Annotated in this window: 14 protein-coding genes, 2 tRNA genes and 3 pseudogenes; 6 read left to right on the forward strand and 13 right to left on the reverse strand. The window is 64.4% G+C overall.

The genetic code is table 11. The annotated features are described in order from the left end of the window. Positions 1 to 49 precede the first annotated feature (49 nt). The 7 genes and pseudogenes from CJD35_RS10710 to CJD35_RS10740 form a co-directional block, all read right to left on the reverse strand. A tRNA-Trp gene (locus CJD35_RS10710) sits at positions 50 to 125 on the reverse strand. 53 nt (positions 126 to 178) lie between these two features. Then, positions 179 to 1,096 carry a YihY/virulence factor BrkB family protein gene (locus tag CJD35_RS10715; RefSeq protein WP_017183108.1) on the reverse strand — a complete coding sequence of 306 codons (918 nt, stop codon included), beginning with the start codon at positions 1,094 to 1,096 and terminating at the stop codon, positions 179 to 181. Between the two features lie 65 nt (positions 1,097 to 1,161). Then, a complete protein-coding gene (locus tag CJD35_RS10720; protein ID WP_017183107.1) occupies positions 1,162 to 2,385 on the reverse strand; it encodes a dihydroorotase in 1,224 nt (407 codons plus the stop codon). A 117-nt stretch (positions 2,386 to 2,502) separates the two neighbouring features. After that, positions 2,503 to 3,497, reverse strand: a pseudogene (locus CJD35_RS10725) (aspartate carbamoyltransferase catalytic subunit). A 120-nt stretch (positions 3,498 to 3,617) separates the two neighbouring features. After that, a complete protein-coding gene (locus tag CJD35_RS10730; protein WP_026002379.1) occupies positions 3,618 to 5,228 on the reverse strand; it encodes a phytoene desaturase family protein in 1,611 nt (536 codons plus the stop codon). Next, positions 5,225 to 6,385, reverse strand: coding sequence for an aromatic ring-hydroxylating oxygenase subunit alpha (locus tag CJD35_RS10735; protein WP_174703655.1), 1,161 nt, complete (start codon positions 6,383 to 6,385; stop codon positions 5,225 to 5,227). Before CJD35_RS10735 ends, CJD35_RS10730 begins: the two co-directional genes overlap by 4 nt. 67 nt (positions 6,386 to 6,452) lie before the next feature. Next, positions 6,453 to 7,439: a bile acid:sodium symporter family protein gene (locus CJD35_RS10740; RefSeq protein ID WP_017183103.1), complete on the reverse strand. Its 987-nt coding sequence runs from the start codon at positions 7,437 to 7,439 to the stop codon at positions 6,453 to 6,455. Between the two features lie 95 nt (positions 7,440 to 7,534). Between CJD35_RS10740 and CJD35_RS10745 the strand changes: the two genes are divergently transcribed. After that, the gene (locus CJD35_RS10745) at positions 7,535 to 8,293 is read left to right on the forward strand and encodes an enoyl-CoA hydratase-related protein (RefSeq protein WP_017183102.1); all 759 of its coding nucleotides are present in this window, start codon (positions 7,535 to 7,537) and stop codon (positions 8,291 to 8,293) included. Here the strand turns inward: CJD35_RS10745 and CJD35_RS10750 are convergent. From CJD35_RS10750 to CJD35_RS10760, 3 genes are all read right to left on the reverse strand, one after another. Beyond that, entirely contained in the window at positions 8,280 to 9,197 is a 918-nt protein-coding gene (locus tag CJD35_RS10750) for a DMT family transporter (RefSeq protein ID WP_017183101.1), read from the reverse strand. The genes CJD35_RS10745 and CJD35_RS10750 overlap by 14 nt on opposite strands. 74 nt (positions 9,198 to 9,271) lie before the next feature. Further along, on the reverse strand, positions 9,272 to 9,586 hold the full coding sequence (locus CJD35_RS10755) for a hypothetical protein (RefSeq protein ID WP_017183100.1): 315 nt from the start codon (positions 9,584 to 9,586) through the stop codon (positions 9,272 to 9,274). Positions 9,587 to 9,656: 70 nt separating this feature from the next. Further along, the gene (locus CJD35_RS10760; RefSeq protein WP_017183099.1) at positions 9,657 to 10,136 is read right to left on the reverse strand and encodes a MarR family winged helix-turn-helix transcriptional regulator; all 480 of its coding nucleotides are present in this window, start codon (positions 10,134 to 10,136) and stop codon (positions 9,657 to 9,659) included. Positions 10,137 to 10,460: 324 nt separating this feature from the next. Here CJD35_RS10760 and CJD35_RS10765 point away from each other — a divergent pair. From CJD35_RS10765 to CJD35_RS10780, 4 genes and pseudogenes are all read left to right on the forward strand, one after another. Next, a tRNA-Gln gene (locus tag CJD35_RS10765) sits at positions 10,461 to 10,535 on the forward strand. A gap of 139 nt (positions 10,536 to 10,674) precedes the next feature. Beyond that, entirely contained in the window at positions 10,675 to 11,046 is a 372-nt protein-coding gene (locus CJD35_RS10770; RefSeq protein ID WP_095687026.1) for a hypothetical protein, read from the forward strand. A 75-nt stretch (positions 11,047 to 11,121) separates the two neighbouring features. Further along, positions 11,122 to 12,636 carry an IS21 family transposase gene (gene istA, locus CJD35_RS10775; protein WP_021238707.1) on the forward strand — a complete coding sequence of 505 codons (1,515 nt, stop codon included), beginning with the start codon at positions 11,122 to 11,124 and terminating at the stop codon, positions 12,634 to 12,636. After that, a pseudogene (locus CJD35_RS10780) lies at positions 12,623 to 13,186 on the forward strand (ATP-binding protein); the annotation flags it as partial. The gene istA and the pseudogene CJD35_RS10780, both read left to right, overlap by 14 nt. A gap of 152 nt (positions 13,187 to 13,338) precedes the next feature. Here CJD35_RS10780 and CJD35_RS10785 read toward each other — a convergent pair. Further along, positions 13,339 to 14,421, reverse strand: a complete 1,083-nt coding sequence (locus CJD35_RS10785) for an IS5 family transposase (RefSeq protein ID WP_031309815.1) — start codon at positions 14,419 to 14,421, stop codon at positions 13,339 to 13,341. 72 nt (positions 14,422 to 14,493) lie between these two features. On the opposite strand from CJD35_RS10785, the pseudogene CJD35_RS10790 reads away from it, so the two are divergent. Next, positions 14,494 to 14,664: pseudogene (locus CJD35_RS10790) on the forward strand (ATP-binding protein); the annotation flags it as partial. Positions 14,665 to 14,910: 246 nt separating this feature from the next. Here the strand turns inward: CJD35_RS10790 and CJD35_RS10795 are convergent. Beyond that, on the reverse strand, positions 14,911 to 19,587 hold the full coding sequence (locus CJD35_RS10795) for an NAD-glutamate dehydrogenase (RefSeq protein WP_017183327.1): 4,677 nt from the start codon (positions 19,585 to 19,587) through the stop codon (positions 14,911 to 14,913). A gap of 355 nt (positions 19,588 to 19,942) precedes the next feature. Continuing rightward, positions 19,943 to 20,104 (reverse strand): hypothetical protein, encoded by a 162-nt coding sequence (locus CJD35_RS22725; RefSeq protein WP_216628940.1) that lies wholly within the window; start codon positions 20,102 to 20,104, stop codon positions 19,943 to 19,945. Between the last annotated feature and the right edge of the window lie 201 nt (positions 20,105 to 20,305).

Consider the following 20,305-nt stretch of genomic DNA (forward strand, 5'->3'; position numbering starts at 1 on the left):
CGCGTCTAGCGGCAAACCTCATGCAAGACAAGGATGCTGCTGGAACGCCTGGCAGGAGTGGAGGGACTCGAACCCCCGGCATTCGGTTTTGGAGACCGACGCTCTACCAACTGAGCTACACTCCTGTGCCGGCGAAGGAGGGCGCTTTAGCGTGGCATGACGGGCAGGGCAAGCGCGATTATGCAGCTTTTTCCTGGCGGTCCGCGATGCTCGTTTCGGCACTGGTCTGCCGCTCTGCCTCCGCATTGATCTGCGCGCCCAGCAGCACGACATAGGCCGACACGAAAAGCCATAATTGCAGCACGACGACCGCGCCCAGCGACCCGTATGTCTCGTTATAATTGCCAAATGTCGCGACATAGAAGGACACGCCCAGCGTGACCACCAGCCAGAACAGGGTGGCTGTGACCGACCCGACCGTCAGCCATTGCCACTGCGCCTGTCGCCGGTGCGGCCCGAAACGGTAGATCAGCCCGAATATCAGGCTGGCGAACAGGCCGGCGCAAATCCATGTCACGGCCTTGATCGCGAACAGTACGCCCGGTCCCCAGTTGACCAGCAGCTTTTGCAGCAGGCCGATGACCGTGGCCGTAAAAACGCCTGCCACCATCACCAGCACGGCGGAACAGGTGATGCCCATCGACACGCGGGTGAACGCGATGATGCCGCGTCCTTCCTTCTGCCCATAGACGATGTTCAGCGCCTCCATGATGGCCGATGCCGCGCGCGTCGCGCCATAGATCGCAATGCCCAGTGCTGCGGCCAGGCCAAAGCCGATCGCCGGTTTGGCGGTGCTGACGACGCCCAGCAACTGGTCGTTGATCAGCTTGGCCGCATCGGCCGGCACGACCGCGATGATCGCCTGCATATGCCGTCCGACCATCGCCGGATCGCCAAACAGGCCATAGGTCAGCACGACGGCCGCCATCATCGGCGCGATCGAGAGGAATGCATAATAAGCGACGCCTGCCGCGAGCAAACCGACATGGTTGGCCGACAGCGCGCCATAGACCCGCTTCAAAATCTCCCACCAGGCCCGCGGCGGAATTTTCCACGGTGCATCGACATGCACCTGCTGCGCGACTGGCTGCTTCATCGGTTTCCCCTGTTGCTACACCAGGCAAGCGCATGAAAGGGGAGGGCGGTTCCCGCCGTTGGGGGTTACAAAAACACGCCGCCCTTCATGATCCGCCGCGCGCGGCCCTGCACCGGCACCCGGTCGAACGGCGTGTTGCCCGCCGCCGCCGCCATTTTTCCACTGTCGACGATCCACGGCGCGTCGGGGTCGACAAAGATCAGGTCCGCCGCGCTGCCGCTTGCAAAACTGCCCGCATTGACGCCCAAAATCCTGGCCGGATTGGCGCTCAGCAGGGTCATCAGCCGGTTGAGCGACACATGCCCGTCCCGCACCAGATTGAGCGAGAGCGCCAGCAGCGTCTCCGCCCCGGCCATGCCGGGCGAGGCGTCGGCGAAGGGCAGGCGCTTGTCCTCCGCCCCGCGCGGATCATGGCTGGACGTGATGACGTCGACCGTTCCGTCCGCGACCGCCGCGATGCTCGCCTTGCGATCATCCTCCGACCGGAGCGGGGGCGACAGGCGGGCGAAGGTGCGGAAATCGGTCACCGCATTGTCGGCCAGGAACAGATAGGCGGGGCTGATGCCGCAACTGACCCGCAGCCCTTCCGCCTTGGCCGCGCGAATGAGGTCGAAGCCAGCCCTGGTCGTCACCAGCCGGAAATGGATCGCCGCGCCTGCCTGCCGCGCCAGCATGATGTCCCGCGCGATCGCCATGGCTTCGGCGCAGGCGGGCGCGTGCGGCAGGCCCAGTCGCGTCGCCGTCTCACCGCTCGTCGCCACCGCCTTGCCCGCCAGCCCGCCATCCTCGGCATGGGCGATCACCGTCAGCCCCAGCCCGGCCGCATAGGATAATACCCGCAGCATCACGCCCGAATCCGCGATCCACTGCCGCCCGGTGCCGACCGCCTTCGCTCCGGCCGCCTGCATCATGCCAATCTCGGCCAGTTCCGTGCCCTTGAGGCCGCGCGTCGCCGCCGCGATCGGGTGAACCCAGAAATCGGGCTTCCCCGCCCGCGTCGCCTGCCGGATCAGCGCCGCATCGTCCAGCAGCGACGACTGGTCGGGCATCAGCGCCGCGCGCGTGATCCCGCCAAAATGAAAGGCGGGCTTGTCCGTCGCAAAGACGCCCAGGTCGACAAGGCCCGGCGCGACCACCTGCCCCTGCGCATCGATCCGCTCCGCGTCCGCAGGCACGGCGATGTCCCCGGCCGCGACGATGCGATCGCCTTCGATCAGGATGGAGCCGGAGAGCAGCGCATCCCCCGCCGGATCGGCCAGGCGACCGTTGATGATGGCGAGTTTAGTCACCGAGAAATACCCCTAAAACGTTCGCCCTGAGCCTGTCGAAGGGCCGTTCTTTCTGTTGCGTCAAGGAAAAGGTCAGGGCTTCGACAGGCTCAGCCCGAACGGAGGTTGTGGAATTCATCACGCCCATCCCTCCACCCCCGCGCGCCGCGCGTCAGCACGTCCAGGCACGCCATGCGGATCGCCACGCCCATTTCCACCTGTTCGGTGATTGCCGATCGCGTGGGATCATCCGCCACCACGCTGGCAATCTCCACGCCCCGGTTCATCGGGCCGGGATGCATCACCAGCGCGTCCGGCTTGGCCAGCGCCAGTCGCTCAGGCGTCAGGCCGTAGAGCATGTGATATTCGCGCGCCGACGGGATGAACGCCCCGTCCATCCGCTCATTCTGAAGCCGCAGCATCATCACCACGTCCGCGCCGTCCAGCCCCTGCGCCATGTTGGTGAAGGGCGTCGCGCCCAGCATCTCCACTTCCGGCGGCATCAGCGTGGGCGGCGCGACCGCCCGGACCTGCGCGCCCAGCGCGGCGAGGCACAGCATGTTGGAGCGCGCGACCCGACTGTGCAGCACATCGCCGCAGATCGCGACGACCAGCCCTTCGAAACCGCCCTTGCGCCGCCGGATGGTCAGCGCGTCCAGCAGCGCTTGCGTGGGATGCTGGTGCCAGCCATCGCCCGCGTTAAGCACCGGGCAGTCCACCTTGTCCGCGATCAGCGCGACTGCGCCGGAACTGGCATGGCGGATCACGATGACGTCGGCGGCCATGGCGTTGAGCGTCATCGCCGTGTCGATCAGCGTCTCGCCCTTCTTCACGCTCGACTGGCCCGCATGCATATTGACCACGTCGGCGCCCAGCCGCTTGCCCGCAATCTCGAACGACAGCAAGGTCCGCGTGCTATTTTCGAAAAAGGCGTTGATCTGCGTCATCCCGGCCAGCCGGTCATCATGCTTGCGCGCGCCGCTGCGGTTCGCCCGCGCCCAATGCTCCGCCTCGTCCAGCAAAAAACGGATTTCCCAGGGCATCAGGTCCGCAATGGACAGCAAATGCCTGTGCGGAAACAGCGCCCGACCGGTCAGGTCGGACGAAGCGGGCGCGGCGGTCGTTTCGGGCATGGGATGCGCTTTAGGCGAGGGGAGGAGAGAGGGCAAGGGAGCGGTGATGAAGTTGAACGCAAACCCGACATCCGTTCGGGCTGAGCCTGTCGAAGCCTTGTTCTTTCCGTGGGATCGCAGTCACCTTCGGCCCCGAAGCCGCCCCAGCAGCGCCCCGTCCCGCAACACCTCCCGCGCGGCGTTATGTCCCGGTGCGCCGGTCACGCCGCCGCCGGGATGCGTGCCCGCGCCGCACATATACAGGCCCTTCACCGGCCCGCGGTATGCGCCATGGCCCAGCACCGGGCGCGCGGCCCACATCTGGTCCAGCGACAGGTGGCCGTGCATGATGTCGCCGCCGACCAGCCCGAATTTGCGCTCCAGGTCCAGCGGCGAGTGGATCTGCCGCGCGATCACGCTGCCGGCAAAGCCCGGCGCAGCCGCCTCCACCGTAGCGATGATGCAGTCCGCCGCCGCCTCCCGCTCATCGTCCCAGCTACGGCCATCCGGCAGTTCAGGCGCGAATTGCTGGCAGAAGAGGCTGGCGACATGGCATCCTTCCGGCGCCAGAGAGGCGTCGATGGTGGACGGGATCAGCATTTCGACGATCGGCGCTTTCGACCAGCCATCGCGCTTGGCGTCCATGAACGCCCGATCCATATAATCCAGCGTCGGGGCCAATATGATGCCCGACTGATGGTGCTCCCCCACGCCGGGCAGGCAGGGGAAATGGGGCAGGGCGCTCAGCGCCACATTCATGCGGAACGTGCCGGAACCGGCCTTGAACGCCTTGATCCGCCTGGCGAAATCGGCGGGCAGATCGGCCGGGGCCATCATCCGCTCATACAATAGTTTCGGCCCGACATTGGCGATCACCGCCTTGCCCATCACCTCTTCGCCGCTCTCCAGCCGCACGCCCACGGCCCGCGCGCCGTCCACCAGCACGCGCCCGACCGGCGCTTCCAGGCTGATCTCCACCCCCATGGCGGTCACGACCCGCGCCATGATCTGGGTGATCATGCCCATGCCGCCGACGCTATGGCCCCAGGCGCCCTTCTTTCCGTTCACCTCGCCAAAGACATGGTGCAACAGCACATAGGCACTGCCCGGCGTGTCGGGCGACGCATAATTGCCCACCACGGCGTCGAACCCGAACGCAGCCTTCACCGCGTCACTCTCGAACCAGCCGTCCAGGAAACTGCGCGCCGATTTGGTGAACAGGTCGAGCGTATCGCGCTGCTGTTCGATAGTCAGCCCCGCGATGCGCCGCCCCTGTTTCAGCGCGTCGATGATCATCGACAGGCCGTCGCCGACATTGGGCGGACTTTTCAGCACCAGGTCGCGCAATATGTCGGCCACCACCTCCAGCGCATCATAATAAGCGGGCAGGGCGGCGGCGTCCCTCGCGCTGAACCGGGCGAATTCCGCCTGCGTCCGTTCCAGCCCGCCGCCCAGTTTCAGATAGCCGCCATCGGGCTGGGGCAGGAAATTGCTGATGGGCCGTTCGATGACGCGATAGCCGTGATCGGCCAGCCTCATATCGGCAATGACCTTGGGATTGAGCAGGCTGACCGTGTAGCTGGCGGTCGAGTTGCGGAAACCGGGGTGAAATTCCTCCGTCACCGCCGCACCGCCAACGACGTCGCGGCGCTCCAGGATACGCACCTTATAGCCAGCCCGCGCCAGATAGAAGGCGCACACCAGCCCGTTATGCCCCCCGCCGATGATGACGGCGTCGTAGCTTTTGGTCATGCGTTCGCGCTCCATCCCGCCGCGGGTGCGCGGTGCTGCCGCGCCTGTGGAATAATCGTGCGCATCCGCCCGCAAAAATGGCGCAGCGCCACTTCATCCTGATGCAGCGGCCCGACGGTGAAACTGTGCGACGCCATGCCCGCCTGCACCCGCGCGACCAGCGCCGTATCCTCTGCATTGACCTGCCGGTTGATCCGCCAGTTGAGATAGCGCGCCGCCTTCATCTCCCTGCGGTCATCCGGCACAGCATAGCTGATCTCGCGGATCAGCGTCTGCGTCGGCGACACGGGCAGCCAGGCCATGAAATCGACCTGATCGGGATAGATGTCGAACGCGAAATTGGGCCACAGCTTGAAATAGGTCCATAGCCGCTGCCGCTCCGGCGGCAGATGCGGCACGGCGGGCAGGAAGTGCTGATAGGCGCGCTCCGACCAGTTGGCCGATGGCCGTTCGACGATCGGCCCCCACATCTTGTCGACATGGGCGCTGGCCTCCACGCCATAGCCGTCGCCCATCAGCCGTTTAAGCCCCGGATGCGCGACGCTGATGTGCAGCCCGTCGGAATAATTGTCGCCGATATTCTTCCAGTTCACGCTGCGTGGCCGCAACGTCACCCGCCCCAGCGCGCGCAGGTCGGCAAAGCGATAGGGCGCGATTTCCTCGACATAGGGGGCCATCATCTGCGCGACCGAAGGGCCACCATCATCGGTCAGGCGGACGAAGAGAAATCCGTGAAAATCCTCGACCTGCACGGGCGTCAGGCCATGGTCGGCCAGGTCCATGGCATAGCCCGCCTTCATCGGCACGCCGGTCAGCCGTCCGTCGCTCTCATAGGTCCAGCCATGATAGGGGCAGACCAGCTTTCTGGCGCAGCCCGACACCCCGTCGACGATCCGCGCGCCGCGATGGCGGCAGACATTGGTAAAGGCGCGCACCGCGCCATCCTCGCCCCGGATGACGATGACACTTTCACCGATATAGTCGAGCGTCTGGAAATCGCCCGGCTGGGCTATGTCGCTGATGTGGCAGACGATCTGCCAAGCGGGGCGAAAGATGCGTTCGACTTCGGCGGCGAAAAATTCCGGGTCACTATAGGTCCAGGCTGGCAGGCTCCAGCCCGCATCCGGGTCTGCCCCGCTTCCTGCCTGCTCCACCATTTCCGCGCATCCCCCGACGCTGCCGATCAATTTTACGAACGTATAATATAACCCGCGTTCATGCCAGCTATATGTCCAGGTCAGTGTCGGCTTTGTCGACCTGCGCGCTATAACGCCGCGCCAGCACGGCGCAGGCCATCAACTGGATCTGGTGGAACAGCATCACCGGCAGCAGGATCGCGCCGACGCTACTCGCCGGGAACAGCAATCCGGCCATCGGTACCCCGGTCGCCAGGCTTTTCTTCGACCCGCAAAAGACCAGCACGATCCGCTCCGCCCGCGCCAGGCCCATCATCCGCCCCAGCCCCCAGGTGAAGCACAGGACCACCGCCAGCAGGGCAACGCAAAGCCCCGCCAGCAGCGCCATCTCCCCCGCAGACACCGTCTGCCACAGCCCCTCGACCACTGCCGCGCTGAAGGCGGCATAGACGACCAGCAATATCGATCCGCGATCGACCCGTCCGATCATCGCCTTGTGCCGCGCCACGAACCCGCCAATCCAGGGTCGCGCCAGATGCCCGATCAGGAAGGGGAGCAGCAATTGCAGCACGATCCCCTCGACCGAAGCCAGCGAGATCAGACTGCCGCTGCCCGTCCGCTGCATCAGCAGCGCGACCAGCAAAGGCGTCAGGACAATGCCCAGCAGATTGGAGAAGGAGGCGCTGACGACCGCAGCGGCGACATTCCCCCGCGCGATCGCGGTAAAGGCGATGGACGATTGCACGGTCGATGGCAAAAGCGTCAGGAACAGCAGCCCGGCCCGCATCCCGTCGGGCACCGCGCCGATCTGCTGGCTTGCTAGCCCCAGCAGCGGAAAGACGGCGAAGGTCGTCGCCAGTACCGCCAGATGCAGCCGCCAGGCCTTGGCCCCGTCCCAGATCGCGGCGCGCGACAATTTTGCGCCATGCAGAAAAAACAGCAGGACGATGCCCGCATCCGCCACGGCATCCGCGATCCGTGCTCCGTCACCACGCGCGGGCAGCAATGACGCTAGCGCAACCGTGCCCAGCAGCAGCAACAGGAATGGATCGATCAGTTCACGAAGGCGGGTCATGGGTCAGCCTTGGGCAGGGAAGGGCGCAAAATCGGGGATAGACGCCGCCTCTTCATTGAGCCAACAGATTCGCACAAGCAGGCAAGGAGCGGATGATGAGCGAACATATTGCGGTGATCGAGCAGGCTGGCGTGCTGGAAATCCACATCGACCGACCCGACAAGAAAAATGCGCTGACCGCCGCCATGTATCGCGCCATGACCGCCGCGCTCGCCGATGCGTCTGCGCGTGCGGACATTGGCGCCGTGCTGTTCGCGGGGCGTGGTGACGCCTTTTGCGCGGGCAATGATCTGAAGGATTTTCTGGCCGGGCCGGAAGGGGGCGCTGCCGCCTTCGCTTTCATCCGCGCGATCGCCGCGTTCGACAAACCGCTGGTCGCGGCAGTGCAGGGGCTGGCCGTTGGCGTCGGCACGACCATGTTGTTCCATTGCGACCTGATCTACGCCGCGCCCGATGCGCGCTTCGTCATGCCGTTCGTCAATCTGGGGATCGTGCCGGAAGCCGGGTCCAGCCTGCTCGCGCCAGCGTTGATGGGTCATGCGAAGGCCGCAGCGATGCTGATGCTGGGCGAACCTATGGATGCACAAGGGGCTGACCGCGTCGGCCTCGTCACCGCCATCGTTCCGGCCGACCAGTTGCTCGACCATACCCGCGCCAAGGCCGCCGCACTGATGGCGAAACCGCCCCAGGCTCTCGCCGTCACCCGCCGCTTGATGAAGGGCGATCCCGCCACGCTCACTGCCCGGATCGACGAGGAGGCGCGGCTGTTCCGCGAATCGCTGACATCACCCGAAGCACAGGAAGCCTTCACCGCCTTCTTCGAAAAGCGCGCGCCCGTATTCAGGCGGGGCTAGGGCCGTCGGCCTGCTTGCCCAGCCGTAATTCGCTCACGATCACCGCTGCGACGATCATCGCCCCGCCCAGCAGCGCCATGGGCGGCAGCCGGTCGCCAGCGATCCGCCCGATGATCCCGGCCCAGACCGGCTCGCCTGCATAGATCAGGGTCGCCCGCGTCGGCGACACGGTGCGCTGCGCCCAGTTCATGACCAATTGGATGATCGCCGTCATCGCGCCCAGGCCGCAGGCAGCGATCACCACCGCCCAGGAAAAGGGCGGGATCGCCTCGCCCACGGGCATCATGCAGGCGAAGGCCAGCAGCGACGTCACCGCAAGCTGCACCACCGTCACCCGCAATATGTTGACGCTGCCTGCAAACAGGCTGATGAAAATAATCTCCAGCGCGATCGGCACCGTGCTGACCAGCGTGATCAACTCGCCCTTGCCCAACTTCACCCCGTCTTGCGGCGCGGCGACGAGCAGCAGGCCGATAAAGGCCAGAACCACCCCGATCCAGCTGGCAAGACGCGGGCGGCGGCGCAGGATGATCCATTGCAGCACCGGCACCAGCGGGACGTAGGCCGCCGTGATGAAGGCCGAAGAACTGCTCGAAATCGTCTGAAGGCCCCAAGTCTGGAGCGTGTAACCCGCGAATATGCCCAGCCCGATCACCAGCCCGGCCCATAATTCGCGCAATGTCATGCCGCGCAGCAGCGGAGCCGCCAGCGGCAGGGTGAGCAGGGCCGCCGTACCGAAGCGCAGCCCGACGAAATAGAGCGGGCCAGAATGCGTTACTGCGCCATGCACGATCAGAAATGTGCCGCCCCACAGGATCGTTATGCCGATCAGGGCCAGTTCCGCGCGGCCTATAAGCCAGCGGCTTGGGACGGGCTTACGGTCTAGGACGGCGGCATGGGTCATGACCGACCGCTATGGACCGCGCAGGGCGCGGTCAAGCCAGGGGTGCGCGGGATGCGCCCGCGCACCCGGACGGATTATTCGTTCTTCAGATCCTTGCCCGCTTCTTCCAGTGACGCGCCGACATCGCGCTTGGCGGCATCCGCCTTGCGTTCCGCATCTGCGGCCGCATCGCTCGTCGCGGCGCCGATCTTGTCCGCGCCCTCGTCGATCGTCCGTCCGGCCTCATCCAGGCCATTGTCGATCTTGTCGCCAGCCCGATCAACCGACTGGCTGATGTCATTGCCGATCGAAGCGCCAGCGTTTTCGACGCTATCCTGGGTCTTTTCCGAGCAAGCCGACAGGCTGGCGATAGACAGGACCGCTAGGGCGGCCAGAACTGAAGTGCGCATGATGTCTCCTTTTCCCCATGGCATGGAAGGAGATAAGCGCAGCAGGCGCGATAAGGTTGCGTCGGCGGGCCTATCCGCCGCGCAGGCCGAACACCATCGACCGGTCCTGATCGGGGATCAGCCCTTCCAGCACCCGCCAGAAGCCGGTGACCGATCCTTGCCCCGCCTGCGCATAGGCTGCCGCCATCTTCTCGCGCAGGGCGCGGAACAGTTCCGCCTCCAACGCTGCGCCCGCTTCGCTCAGCCGCAGCAATTTCTGGCGGCGATCACTGGCGCCGGGCCGCGTCTCGATATAGCCGCGCTCGATCAGGTCGTTAAGAACCCGACCCAGTGACTGTTTGGTAATGGCCAGCAGCCGCAGCAGATCCTTGACCGTCAGGTCGGGCTGGCGCGAAATGAAATAAAGCGCGCGATGATGCGCCCGGCCCAGCCCGATCGCGGCCAACCCCTCGTCGATGGACCGGGTCAGCGCCGAATAGCCGAAATAGAGCATTTCGATCCCGCGCCGTATCTCATCCTCGCGCAGGAACAGCGGGGAAGCGGGCGACATCTGGGCCGAGGAAGGCGATGAACTGGTAACGGTCATGGCTGTGATGATCCAGCGCGGGAGGAAAGTATCTTATTGCCGTCCCAAAAGGATGATGACTAGTGGTCCGATTCTGACATTTGCTACCTTATGGGGTAAGGCCTGTTCAAATGTCAGAATCTTTTCGGACCACCAGCCCGCTTTTATCCTGGTGGATTTTGCGATTTTGACATTTGCAGGCCCATCCTAGCCGCCAGGGGGATGCAAATGTCAAAATCAATCCGCCGGGCTTTCCTTTCGCCAATCACACGCTATATGCCTGACCGCGTCGACGATAGTCGGCCCTGCTGGGGCGTCGCCAAGCGGTAAGGCAGCGGCTTTTGATGCCGCCATGCGCAGGTTCGAATCCTGCCGCCCCAGCCAGCATTACCTACGGCTTGAATCTGCTGTTCAACGCCTACGACATTTCCAAAGTTTCGAAGACGGTTCGTTCCTAGGCATTTGCCTTTAGGAACAGCGTCTTTGTGCTTCGAGGTGTCGCGGGCCGAAAGGCAGCGAGGCCATGAGCTATGGTCAAAGAGGCAAGCGAGCTGCACCGTTCTCGCTTCGCCTGTCGTTTGAAGAACGAACCAAAGTCGAAGCCAACGCGGGCAACATGCCCGTGGCGGCTTATATCAAGTCACTTCTCTTCGCGGACGATGCGCCGCGATATCAGGCTCGCTCGAAAGAGCCGGTCAAGGATCACCAGGCGCTCGCGCAGGTGCTGGCATGTCTGGGTGCCAGCCGCCTGTCGAGCAACCTGAACCAGCTCGCGCATTCGACGCACGTTGCGACCTTCTACTTCGATGAAGATACGAAGGCGGCGATCCAGGGCGCGTGCCGCGATGTCAGGATTGAGGATCAGCGTGCAATAGGCACCCCCTTCGTGGGGTGATCGGCGTGCAAAAAGGACCCCTTCATCCCGGGGATTTAGTCGGCCGACTGGTTTTGATCAGTTGGCGAGAACGGGATGTTGATCGTGGAGACAGTGGTTCGGATTCGGCGTGAGCATGCAGCGGGTAAGGCGATCAAGGCGATCGCTCGTGACCTTCGTTTGTCGCGGAAGGTCGTCCGCAAAGCGATCCGGTCGCCGGAGGCGGCGTTCAACTATCAGCGCAAAGTCCAGCCGCTGCCGCGGATCGGTCCTTATCAGGATCGTCTCGATGCGCTGCTTGAGGAGAACGAAGGTCGCGGCCGCCGCGATCGGCTACGGATGACGCGTATCCATGACCTGCTGGTGCGCGAGGGGTTCGATGGATCCTATGATGCGGTGCGCCGCTATGCGGCGCGCTGGCGTGCTGCGCGGCGGAAGGATGCTGGCGAAGGCGCACCGGCGTTCATCCCGATGACCTTCCAGCCGGGTGAGGCCTACCAGTTCGACTGGAGCCACGAGGATGTGGAGATCGCCGGCAAGCCGATGCGGGTGAAGGTGGCGCATATGCGTCTCTGCGACTCGCGCGCACCCTATGTCCGGGCCTATCCGCGCGAGGGCCAGGAGATGCTGTTCGATGCCCATGCCCGGGCGTTCGCGTTCTTCGGCGGTGTGCCGCGACGCGGTATCTACGATAATATGAAGACGGCGGTGACGGCCGTGTTCACCGGCAAGGAGCGTGTGTTCAACCGCCGCTTCCTGATCATGACCGATCATTACATGGTCGAGCCGACCGCCTGCTCGCCGGCGGCGGGATGGGAGAAGGGCCAGGTCGAGCAGCAGGTCCAGACAATCCGAGGCCGCTTCTTCCAGCCGCGGCTCCGGTTCGCCAGCCTGGCCGAGCTCAACGGGTGGCTGGAGGCCGAGTGCCGGCGCTGGGCCGAGCATCATGCCCATCCCGAACGCGGGGATATTACCGTCGCCGAGGCGCTGGATATGGAGCGACCGGCCCTGCAGCCGATCCTGGCACCGTTCGACGGCTTCCATGAGAGCGAGCATGCCGTCACCGGCACCTGCCTCATCAGCTTCGATCGCAACCGCTACTCGGTCATGTCGACGGCCGCACGCCGGACCGTTCAGGTGCGCTCCTATGCCGATCGCATCGTCATACGCTGCGGCGATGCGATCGTCGGGGAGCATGAGCGCCACTTCGGTCGGAACCGCACGATATACGATCCCTGGCATTATCTGCCGGTCCTCGCGCACAAGCCCGGCGCGCTGCGTAACGGCGCACCGTTCCAGGACTGGGATCTGCCGCCCGCCCTGCACCGATTACGGCGAAGGCTCGGCACCGGGGACGAGGCCGATCGCAGGTTCGTGCGGGTCCTCTCGGCGGTGCTCACCGATGGCCTGGAGCCGGTAGAGGCTGCCGTGCGCGAAGCGTTGGCGAACGGAACGGCCAGCGACGAGCTGATCCTCAACATCCTCTCCCGGCGCCGCGAGCCGGCGACACCCCACAGCATCGTCACTTCGGAAGACCGGATGCTGCAGCATCCTCCGCTCGCCGACTGTGCCCGCTATGATCTGCTGCGAGGCTATGATGCAGCGGCATGATATGATCGACACGATGCGCGGCCTCGGACTCAAGGGCATGGCGGCGGCGTTCGACGAGGCGGTCACCACCGGCCTCCAGCGCAAGCGCACCACCATGGAGATACTGACCGACCTGCTCCGTGCTGAGGCGACCCACCGGGATGCAGCCTCCATCCGCTATCGGATGACGGCTGCGAGGCTGCCCGTGGTGAAGGACCTGGAGCGGTTCAGCTTCGAGGGCACACCGATCAATGAGGAGATGATCCGCTCCCTTCACGATGGCTCCTTCCTCCCGCCTCGCCGCAATATCGTGCTGGTCGGCGGCACGGGGACAGGCAAGACCCACCTCGCCATCGCGATCACCGCCAATGTCGTGCGAAGGGGCGCTCGCGCCCGCTACTTCAACACCGTCGATCTGGTGACACGCCTCGAAGAGGAGACCCGGATCGGCAAAGGCGGGACCCTGGCGGCGCAGCTGTCGCGGCTCGACCTGATCGTTCTCGACGAGCTCGGTTATCTGCCGTTCGCCCGCTCGGGAGGGCAGTTGCTGTTCCACCTCATCAGCAAGCTGGACACCTCGAAGAACCGCTGGATTTGCGTGTAGGGTCGACGGTGCGGATTGAGGCGGCGTGGAAGGAGTGATGTTGCAGCGTATTTGTCGGTGATTTCGATATTGCCGGTGCCGCAGTGGCCGGATTTACCGTCGGTGGCGCTTGGTTCATATCAAGCAGGCGCAGTTCGCCCTTCGAGCCAGGCCAAGCGCTGGAAGTTATAGGCCAAGTTGGCCATGCCGATCTTGATGGTAGCGCGGGCGATGCCGATGGTGCGCACGACCAGCCCCATGCGGTTCTTTTGCCCGGCGAACACATGCTCGACCTGGGCGCGGATCTTGGAACGCCGGGTATTGGCCTTGGCGATCCGCTCAGGCAACGCTCGCCGCGGTTTACGCCGCTGGTGAATGTGGCTGGTGAACATGCCACTGGCCAGGAACGCCTCGTTCTTCTTGGATCGATAGGCGGTATCAGCCCAGACGCCGGAGGCAGTGTTGTCCTTACTGATCAGAACCGGCAGCCGTGCGCCGTCATGGGCATTGGCGGCGCTGGCATCCCAGGTGCGGATCAGCCCATGGGTTTTGTCGATGCCGATATGATTCTTGTACCCGAACATCGGGATGGCCAGATCGACCGGCCTAGCCGCCTTGGGATCGGCGCCCTCTTTGATCTTGGCCTTGCTGTACTTGATCGACCAGCGCGCATCACGGTCCTTTTGCCGGGTCTTGGCCGGCTTCCAGCCCTCGGGCACGCCGCCTTCCTTGATCGCTGCTTTCTCCGCTTCGGTATTGCGCTGTTTGGGTGCCTGCACGACCGTAGCGTCGATGATTTGCCCGCCCATGGCGAGATAGCCCCGATCCTTGAGGGCAGCGTCGAAGCGAGCGAAAAGTTTGTCTATGGCCTTGGCATTTACCAGGCGTTCCCGAAACAGCCACACCGTGGTCGCATCCGGCACGGTGCCATCGAGCCCAAGGCCCAGGAACCGTTGGAATGACAACCGGTCTTTGATCTGAAACTCGGCGGCCTCGTCCGACAGCGAATAGAGCGCCTGTAGAACCAGAATCTTGAACATCAGCACCGGATCAAAGGGCGGTCGCCCACCCTTGCCGCGAACGCAGCGACGAAGCGCTGCCACCAGCGGACCACGGAAAACCTCGAAATCCACAACTGCCGCTAATCGCTCCAGCGGATCGCCCGCCGCGCTCAGCGCATCGTACCGGTCCGAAAGATCGAAGAAACCAGGCTGACTTGCCATCATCGCCTCCTACGCATCGCCGACGAAGTGAATCAAATCCGCCGATCAAACGCCAGAGTTTTTCGAGGTGTCCAGCTTTATGAGCGGACCAGCGTCATCATCACCACGAACCTCGCCTTCGGCGAATGGCCGACCGTGTTCGGCGATCCCAAGATGACCACGGCGCTGCTCGACCGCGTCACCCACCACTGCGATATCGTCGAGACGGGCAACGACAGCTGGCGCTTCAAAAACCGCAGCTGACAGCCACCTTCGGCGCCTTCAAAAATCTATCTTGCGCTGCGCGCGCCTCCGGTCGGGCTACGCCCGCCCTCCGCCGCACGCAGCGCAAGGCCATCTTCAACAAACCAGCATCATATTATCTGAAAAGGGGGTCCCTCTTCGACGCCGATCGGGGGTCCCTTTTGAACGCCGTTTGACAAACATCATCGAATCATGCGGGAAGCGGAGACGGCGGTGGCCGCCTCCTTCGTCCCTCAGCGGCGCTGGTTACCGGCCCAACAGTCCGCGCGCTTGACCGGCAATTTCGGCCAGCATCGCCACATTGGGCGTCGCCGCGGCCTTGGCGCGTTGTACCAGGGTGCGGAACTGGCGGATGCGGGGGCCGCGCTGGATCAGCCATTGCTCGACATGGTCCGATATGTCCTTGCCTTTGCCATGGGCCAGGAAATCGAGCCGGACCTGCTGCATGTCGCGGGCGACGCCCGAAATCAGCAGCCGCTCCCACGGGTCGCTCGGCTCCATGCGCGCGGCGGCTGACTGGACCCAGTCGATTCCGACTGCTTCGCCCAGATGGGTGAAGGCGCGGGTCAGCGCGACTTCACCCACGCCCATCTTTCCGGCCAGGGCCGCGATTCCGACTGCGCCGTCCAGCTTGAACAGACCCGCCGCACGCCGCGCCAGAGCCTCTGGCGCGCCGAGCGCCAGCAGCCTGTCTGTCACCGCATTGGTGCGGCGCTGTGCTTCGCTCGTCAGCAGATCGTCGACCTGCGCCGCCAATGTGCCGACTCCTTGTTTGAGGGCAGCCAGTCCGGCGCTGGGCAATGTTCCGGCCGGTTGGCTGCGCAAGATGTCGGCAATCTGCGCCCGCATCCCGCTGGCAATGTCGCCGAACAGGGCAAGGCGCGCGCTTTCCGCCATCTCGGCGGCGTCAATATCCGCCCATAGCGCGTCGATGTCATAGAGGCGCTCGGCAATCAGGAAGGCGCTGGCCATGTCGCCCAGCGAACAGCCTTCCTCCTCCACCATTTCAAACGGATGGATCAGGCCCAGCCGGTTCACGATGCGATTGGCGACCTTGGTGGCGATGATTTCCCTGCGCAGCGCATGGGCGGCAATCGCATCGGCCTCCTTTTCCTGCATCGCAGGCGGGAAGGCGGCCATCAATTCGCCAGTCATGCTGTCGTCGCTGGCGATGTCGCTTTGTTCGATCGCATCCTGCAAGGACAGCTTGGCGGTCGAAAGCAGCACAGCCAGTTCGGGTCGGGTCAGCCCCTGGCCGTCCTGCCCACGCCGCAGCAACTGGTCATTGGCGGCCAGTCCTTCAACCTGCCGGTCAAGGCGCCCACTTTCCTCGAATGTCTCGATCAGGCGGACATAGCTTGCCAGATCCGCCGCGCCGCCATTTTCGGCGATCGACAGTCCCAGCGCCTGAAGGCGATTATCCTCCAGCACGATCGCGCCGACGGCATCGGTCATGCTTTCCAGCAGCGCATTGCGCTCCTCGAACGGCAGGCGACCCTCGGCCATCTCCTTGTTGAGCGCGATCTTGATGTTAACCTCATTATCCGAACAATCGACGCCCGCGCTATTGTCGATGAAATCGGTGTTGATCCGTCCGCCATGCAGCGAAAAGGCGATGCGCCCAGCCTGCGTCGTGCCCAGATTGGCACCTTCACCGATCACCTTGACGCGCAGTTGCTCTGCATTCACGCGCAACCGGTCATTGGCGGGATCGCCGACATCGCTGTGGCTTTGCGCGGCCGCCTTTACATAGGTGCCAATGCCGCCGAACCAGAGCAGGTCGGCCGGGGCCTTGAGGATCGCGGAAATCAGCGCGGTCGGCTCCATCTCGGCATCGGTGACGCCCAGTATCGCCTGGATTTCCGGAGTCAGCGTTATGCTCTTGAGCGCGCGGGAAAATACGCCGCCGCCCTTCGAGATCAGCGCCTTGTCATAATCGTCCCAGCTTGAGCGGGGCAGCTGGAACATGCGGTTGCGCTCCTCCCAGCTTCTGGCGGGATCGGGCGCAGGATCGAAGAAGATGTGACGATGATCGAAGGCGGCGACCAGCTTGATCGCCTTGCTGAGCAACATGCCGTTGCCGAACACATCGCCCGACATGTCGCCGCAGCCCACGACGCTGATCGGTTCGCTCTGCACGTCGACGCCCATTTCGGCAAAGTGGCGCTGGACGGAGATCCATGCTCCGCGCGCGGTGATACCCATCGCCTTATGGTCGTAACCGTTAGACCCGCCGCTGGCAAAGGCATCGCCGAGCCAGAATTTGCGGTCGAGCGCAATGCCATTGGCCACGTCGCTGAAGGTCGCCGTCCCCTTGTCGGCGGCGACCACGAAATAGGGGTCGTCGCCATCGCGCACGACGACCTGGGCGGGGTGCTTCACATGATCGTTGACGATATTGTCGGTGACCGACAGCAGCGCGCGGATGAAGATGCGGTAGCTTTCCGTACCCTCGGCCAGCCAGGCATCACGATCGGCCTGCGGATTGGGCAATTGCTTGGGATAGAAGCCGCCCTTGGCCCCGGTCGGCACGATCACGGCGTTCTTCACCCGCTGCGCCTTCATCAGGCCCAATATCTCGGTGCGGAAATCGTCGCGCCGGTCGGACCAGCGCAACCCGCCGCGCGCGACCGGCCCGGCACGCAGATGGATGCCCTCTACCCTGGGGGAATAGACCCAGATTTCGCGCCATGGCAGCGGCGCGGGCAGGCCGGGAACCTGCGCGCTGTCCAGCTTGAACGCCAGCGCCTCGACTGCGGCCTTGCTGAAGAAATTGGTGCGCAGCGTCGCGGTGATGACCGCGCGCAACAGGCGCAGCACCCGATCCTCGTCGATCGCGGTCACGGCTTCCAGCCCGGCGTCGATCGCCGCCTGCGCCTCGGTCACGCGCGCGTCCGCGCCATCGCGCGCGGCGGGATCATGCAGCGCCTCGAACAGGGCGACCAGATTGACGGCAACCCCCTGCGCACGGCGCAGCGTTTCGGCAAAGGTCGCCATGCCATAGGCCATGCCGGTCTGGCGCAGATAGCGGAACAGCGCCCGGAACAGCACGACCGATCGCGGCGTCAGCCCGGCGGTGACGATCAGTTCGTTGAAGCGGTCATTTTCCGCCCGGCCTTCCAGCACCTGGGCGATCGCTTCGGTGACGATGTCGGCGCGGTCGACCACGCCCTGTGCATCGCCGCCAGCGGGCAGTTCCAGCACGAAACGCTGGACATGGCCCAGCGCGCCCTTCTGGCCATTGGCGTCGATGGCCGTCGTCATCTCCTCGATCACGCGAAAACCGAAATTCTCGAACGCCGGGACGACTTCTGACAAGGCGATCGTCATATGGCTGTAGAGTTTGAGCCGCAGCCGTTCCGCGCTATCCTCAGGATTGCGATAGATGCGGATCGATTTGTCGTCCGCCCCGGACAGACCATGGATCAGGCGGATGTCGATAGCCGCTTCGGCTGGCCCGGCGCCGTTGCGATAGACCGCAGGGAAACCCCCGGCGTAGCGTTGCGCCAGCGCGGCGGCGCGGCCCGGCTCCTCGGTCTGGGCCAGCGCTTCCTCGACGGCGGGCAGCCAGCCGCGCACCATCTGCTTGAGTTGATGGTCCAGTTCCGCGTCATCCGGCACCACGCCGCCTTCGCGCAGGTCGAGCGTGATGCGCAGCAGCGCCAGTCCGCCTTCCTCCAGCGCGATCGACCAGCTGAGAACCGGCCCGTTCGACGCCTGCGCCAGCATATCCTGCACCGCCATCCGGCGCGCGGTCGACAATTCGTCGCGCGGCAGCCAGACAAAGGCATAAAGATGGCGCGCCAGTGCGCTGGTCGCGAGCGCCAGTTTCGGCCGCGGCCGGTCCGTCAGCGACATGAAGGTCAGCGCCAGCCGCTCCAGCGTCTCGCGATCAAAGCCGATCGTGATGTCATGGGGCAGGGCAGTGAGCGCGTGGGCCAGCGTCTTGCCCGCATGGCCCGCCGGATCGAAGCCGAACTTGTCCATCAGGTTCGACAGCGTCGATCGCAGCAAAGGCACCTTGTCCGGGGTCGCCGACAGGCCCGAACTGGTCCACATGCCCGCATGGATCGACAGCGCCTTGACCTCGCGACCTTCGCGCACGGGGATGATGATCAGGTCGAGCAGCACATGGCGATGAATGCGCGAGAGGCGGCTGGACTTGATGATCAGCGGCGTGCGTTTGCCTTCCTCGAACCACACGAAGGCGGCTTCCAGCGAAGCCGGGGCGATCAGCGTCTTGTCGCGCAGGGTGCAGATGCCGAGCTGCGACTGGGTGGTACCGTCGCGGTTGCACAGTTCGTGCCCGGTCTGGGTGAAATGGCGCGCCAGGAACCAGCGCAGCAGCGCCGCGCCTTCCTCATCCGGCACAGCATCGGCGTCCGCCGACATCGCCGCCTGCATCGGCGCCCAGTCCGCCACCGCCGCCCGCACGTCGGCCAGCGTATCGCGCATCGCCTTTTCCAGCGCCCGCCGCGCCTTGGCGTCTGCCCGGTCCGCTTCCATGTAAATCATCGATTCGCGCCGCGCGCCCGGCGCGTCATCGTCCAGAATGGCGGCGATTGATCCGTCGGCATGCCGGGTTACCGACAGGACGGGGTGCAGCAGGCGGTGGATGGTGATGTCGGCGGCCGCGAGCGCGTTGGCGATACTGTCGACCAGAAACGGCATGTCGTCGTTGACGATCGCGATCCGCATGTAACGGCCATTGGCGCCTTCGCCCAATGTTTCGACCATGATGGCGGCTTCGCCCGGCTTGCGCCCGTTGGCGGTGCGGCCCAGAAAGGCGGCGGCGGCGGCAATGCCATGCTCGTCCAGCCCTTCGCGTTCGCCGGGCAGCGCACCACGCTCCAGCGCTGTCTCCAGCGCCTCCCGAATGAACTTGTCGACTTCCTTGATGTTCGCGTCCGCCAGCGCCGTCATTCGCCTAACCTCTCATGCGGGTTCGTCCCGCTTGGAATTGAACGGAGGAGGCACTGGATCGCCGCCATGCGTCTCCTCGGCTTTCGAGCGTCTATATGCCTCCGCCCATCGGGAGGCTCAAGTCTGATTGCGAAATAAAGTGTCTTAACATTGAAATAATATGATGCACCGCAACATGCCCCGAACAGGCCGGCGGGGCAGGTCGTGACGTGACTATCGGCCAGCCCGCGCCGCATGTCGAGCGGGATACAGGCGCTTTCGGCGCATTTTGCCGCGATCCGCCCAAGCCAGGCGGCGCGTCGTGCCGCGCCACGCCTATATGTTGCAGCGCTGTCCCAAAGGGGGGGCGGCTCTGTTACTCCGTGAACATATTTCTGTCGGTGACGACCAGATTGGTGACCCCGCAATAGTCGACCGGGCTGGTGAACGCGCGGGCGTCGGCAAAGACCACGCGGGTCTGCACTTTGCAGCGTTCGTCGCCATAAAGGCGCTCTAGTGGCACGGTGGCCCTAGACAAAGGGTTAGTACTATCGCCAGCGACTTATGTTACCAGTTGCCGCCTATGTCCTTGATGGCTTTAAGAGGGGCTTTCTCGCGTTCCGAAGGACTGGCGTGGTTGCGCACTAGTTCCAACATTTCCGGGGCGGACCCGGATGCATATTAGCCCATGTGATCTGCGATCAAATACTCTCGTGCAATGGTCAGGAACTGATCACTA

The organism is Sphingobium xenophagum (genome assembly GCF_002288285.1).
Taxonomy (GTDB): Bacteria; Pseudomonadota; Alphaproteobacteria; order Sphingomonadales; family Sphingomonadaceae; genus Sphingobium; species Sphingobium xenophagum.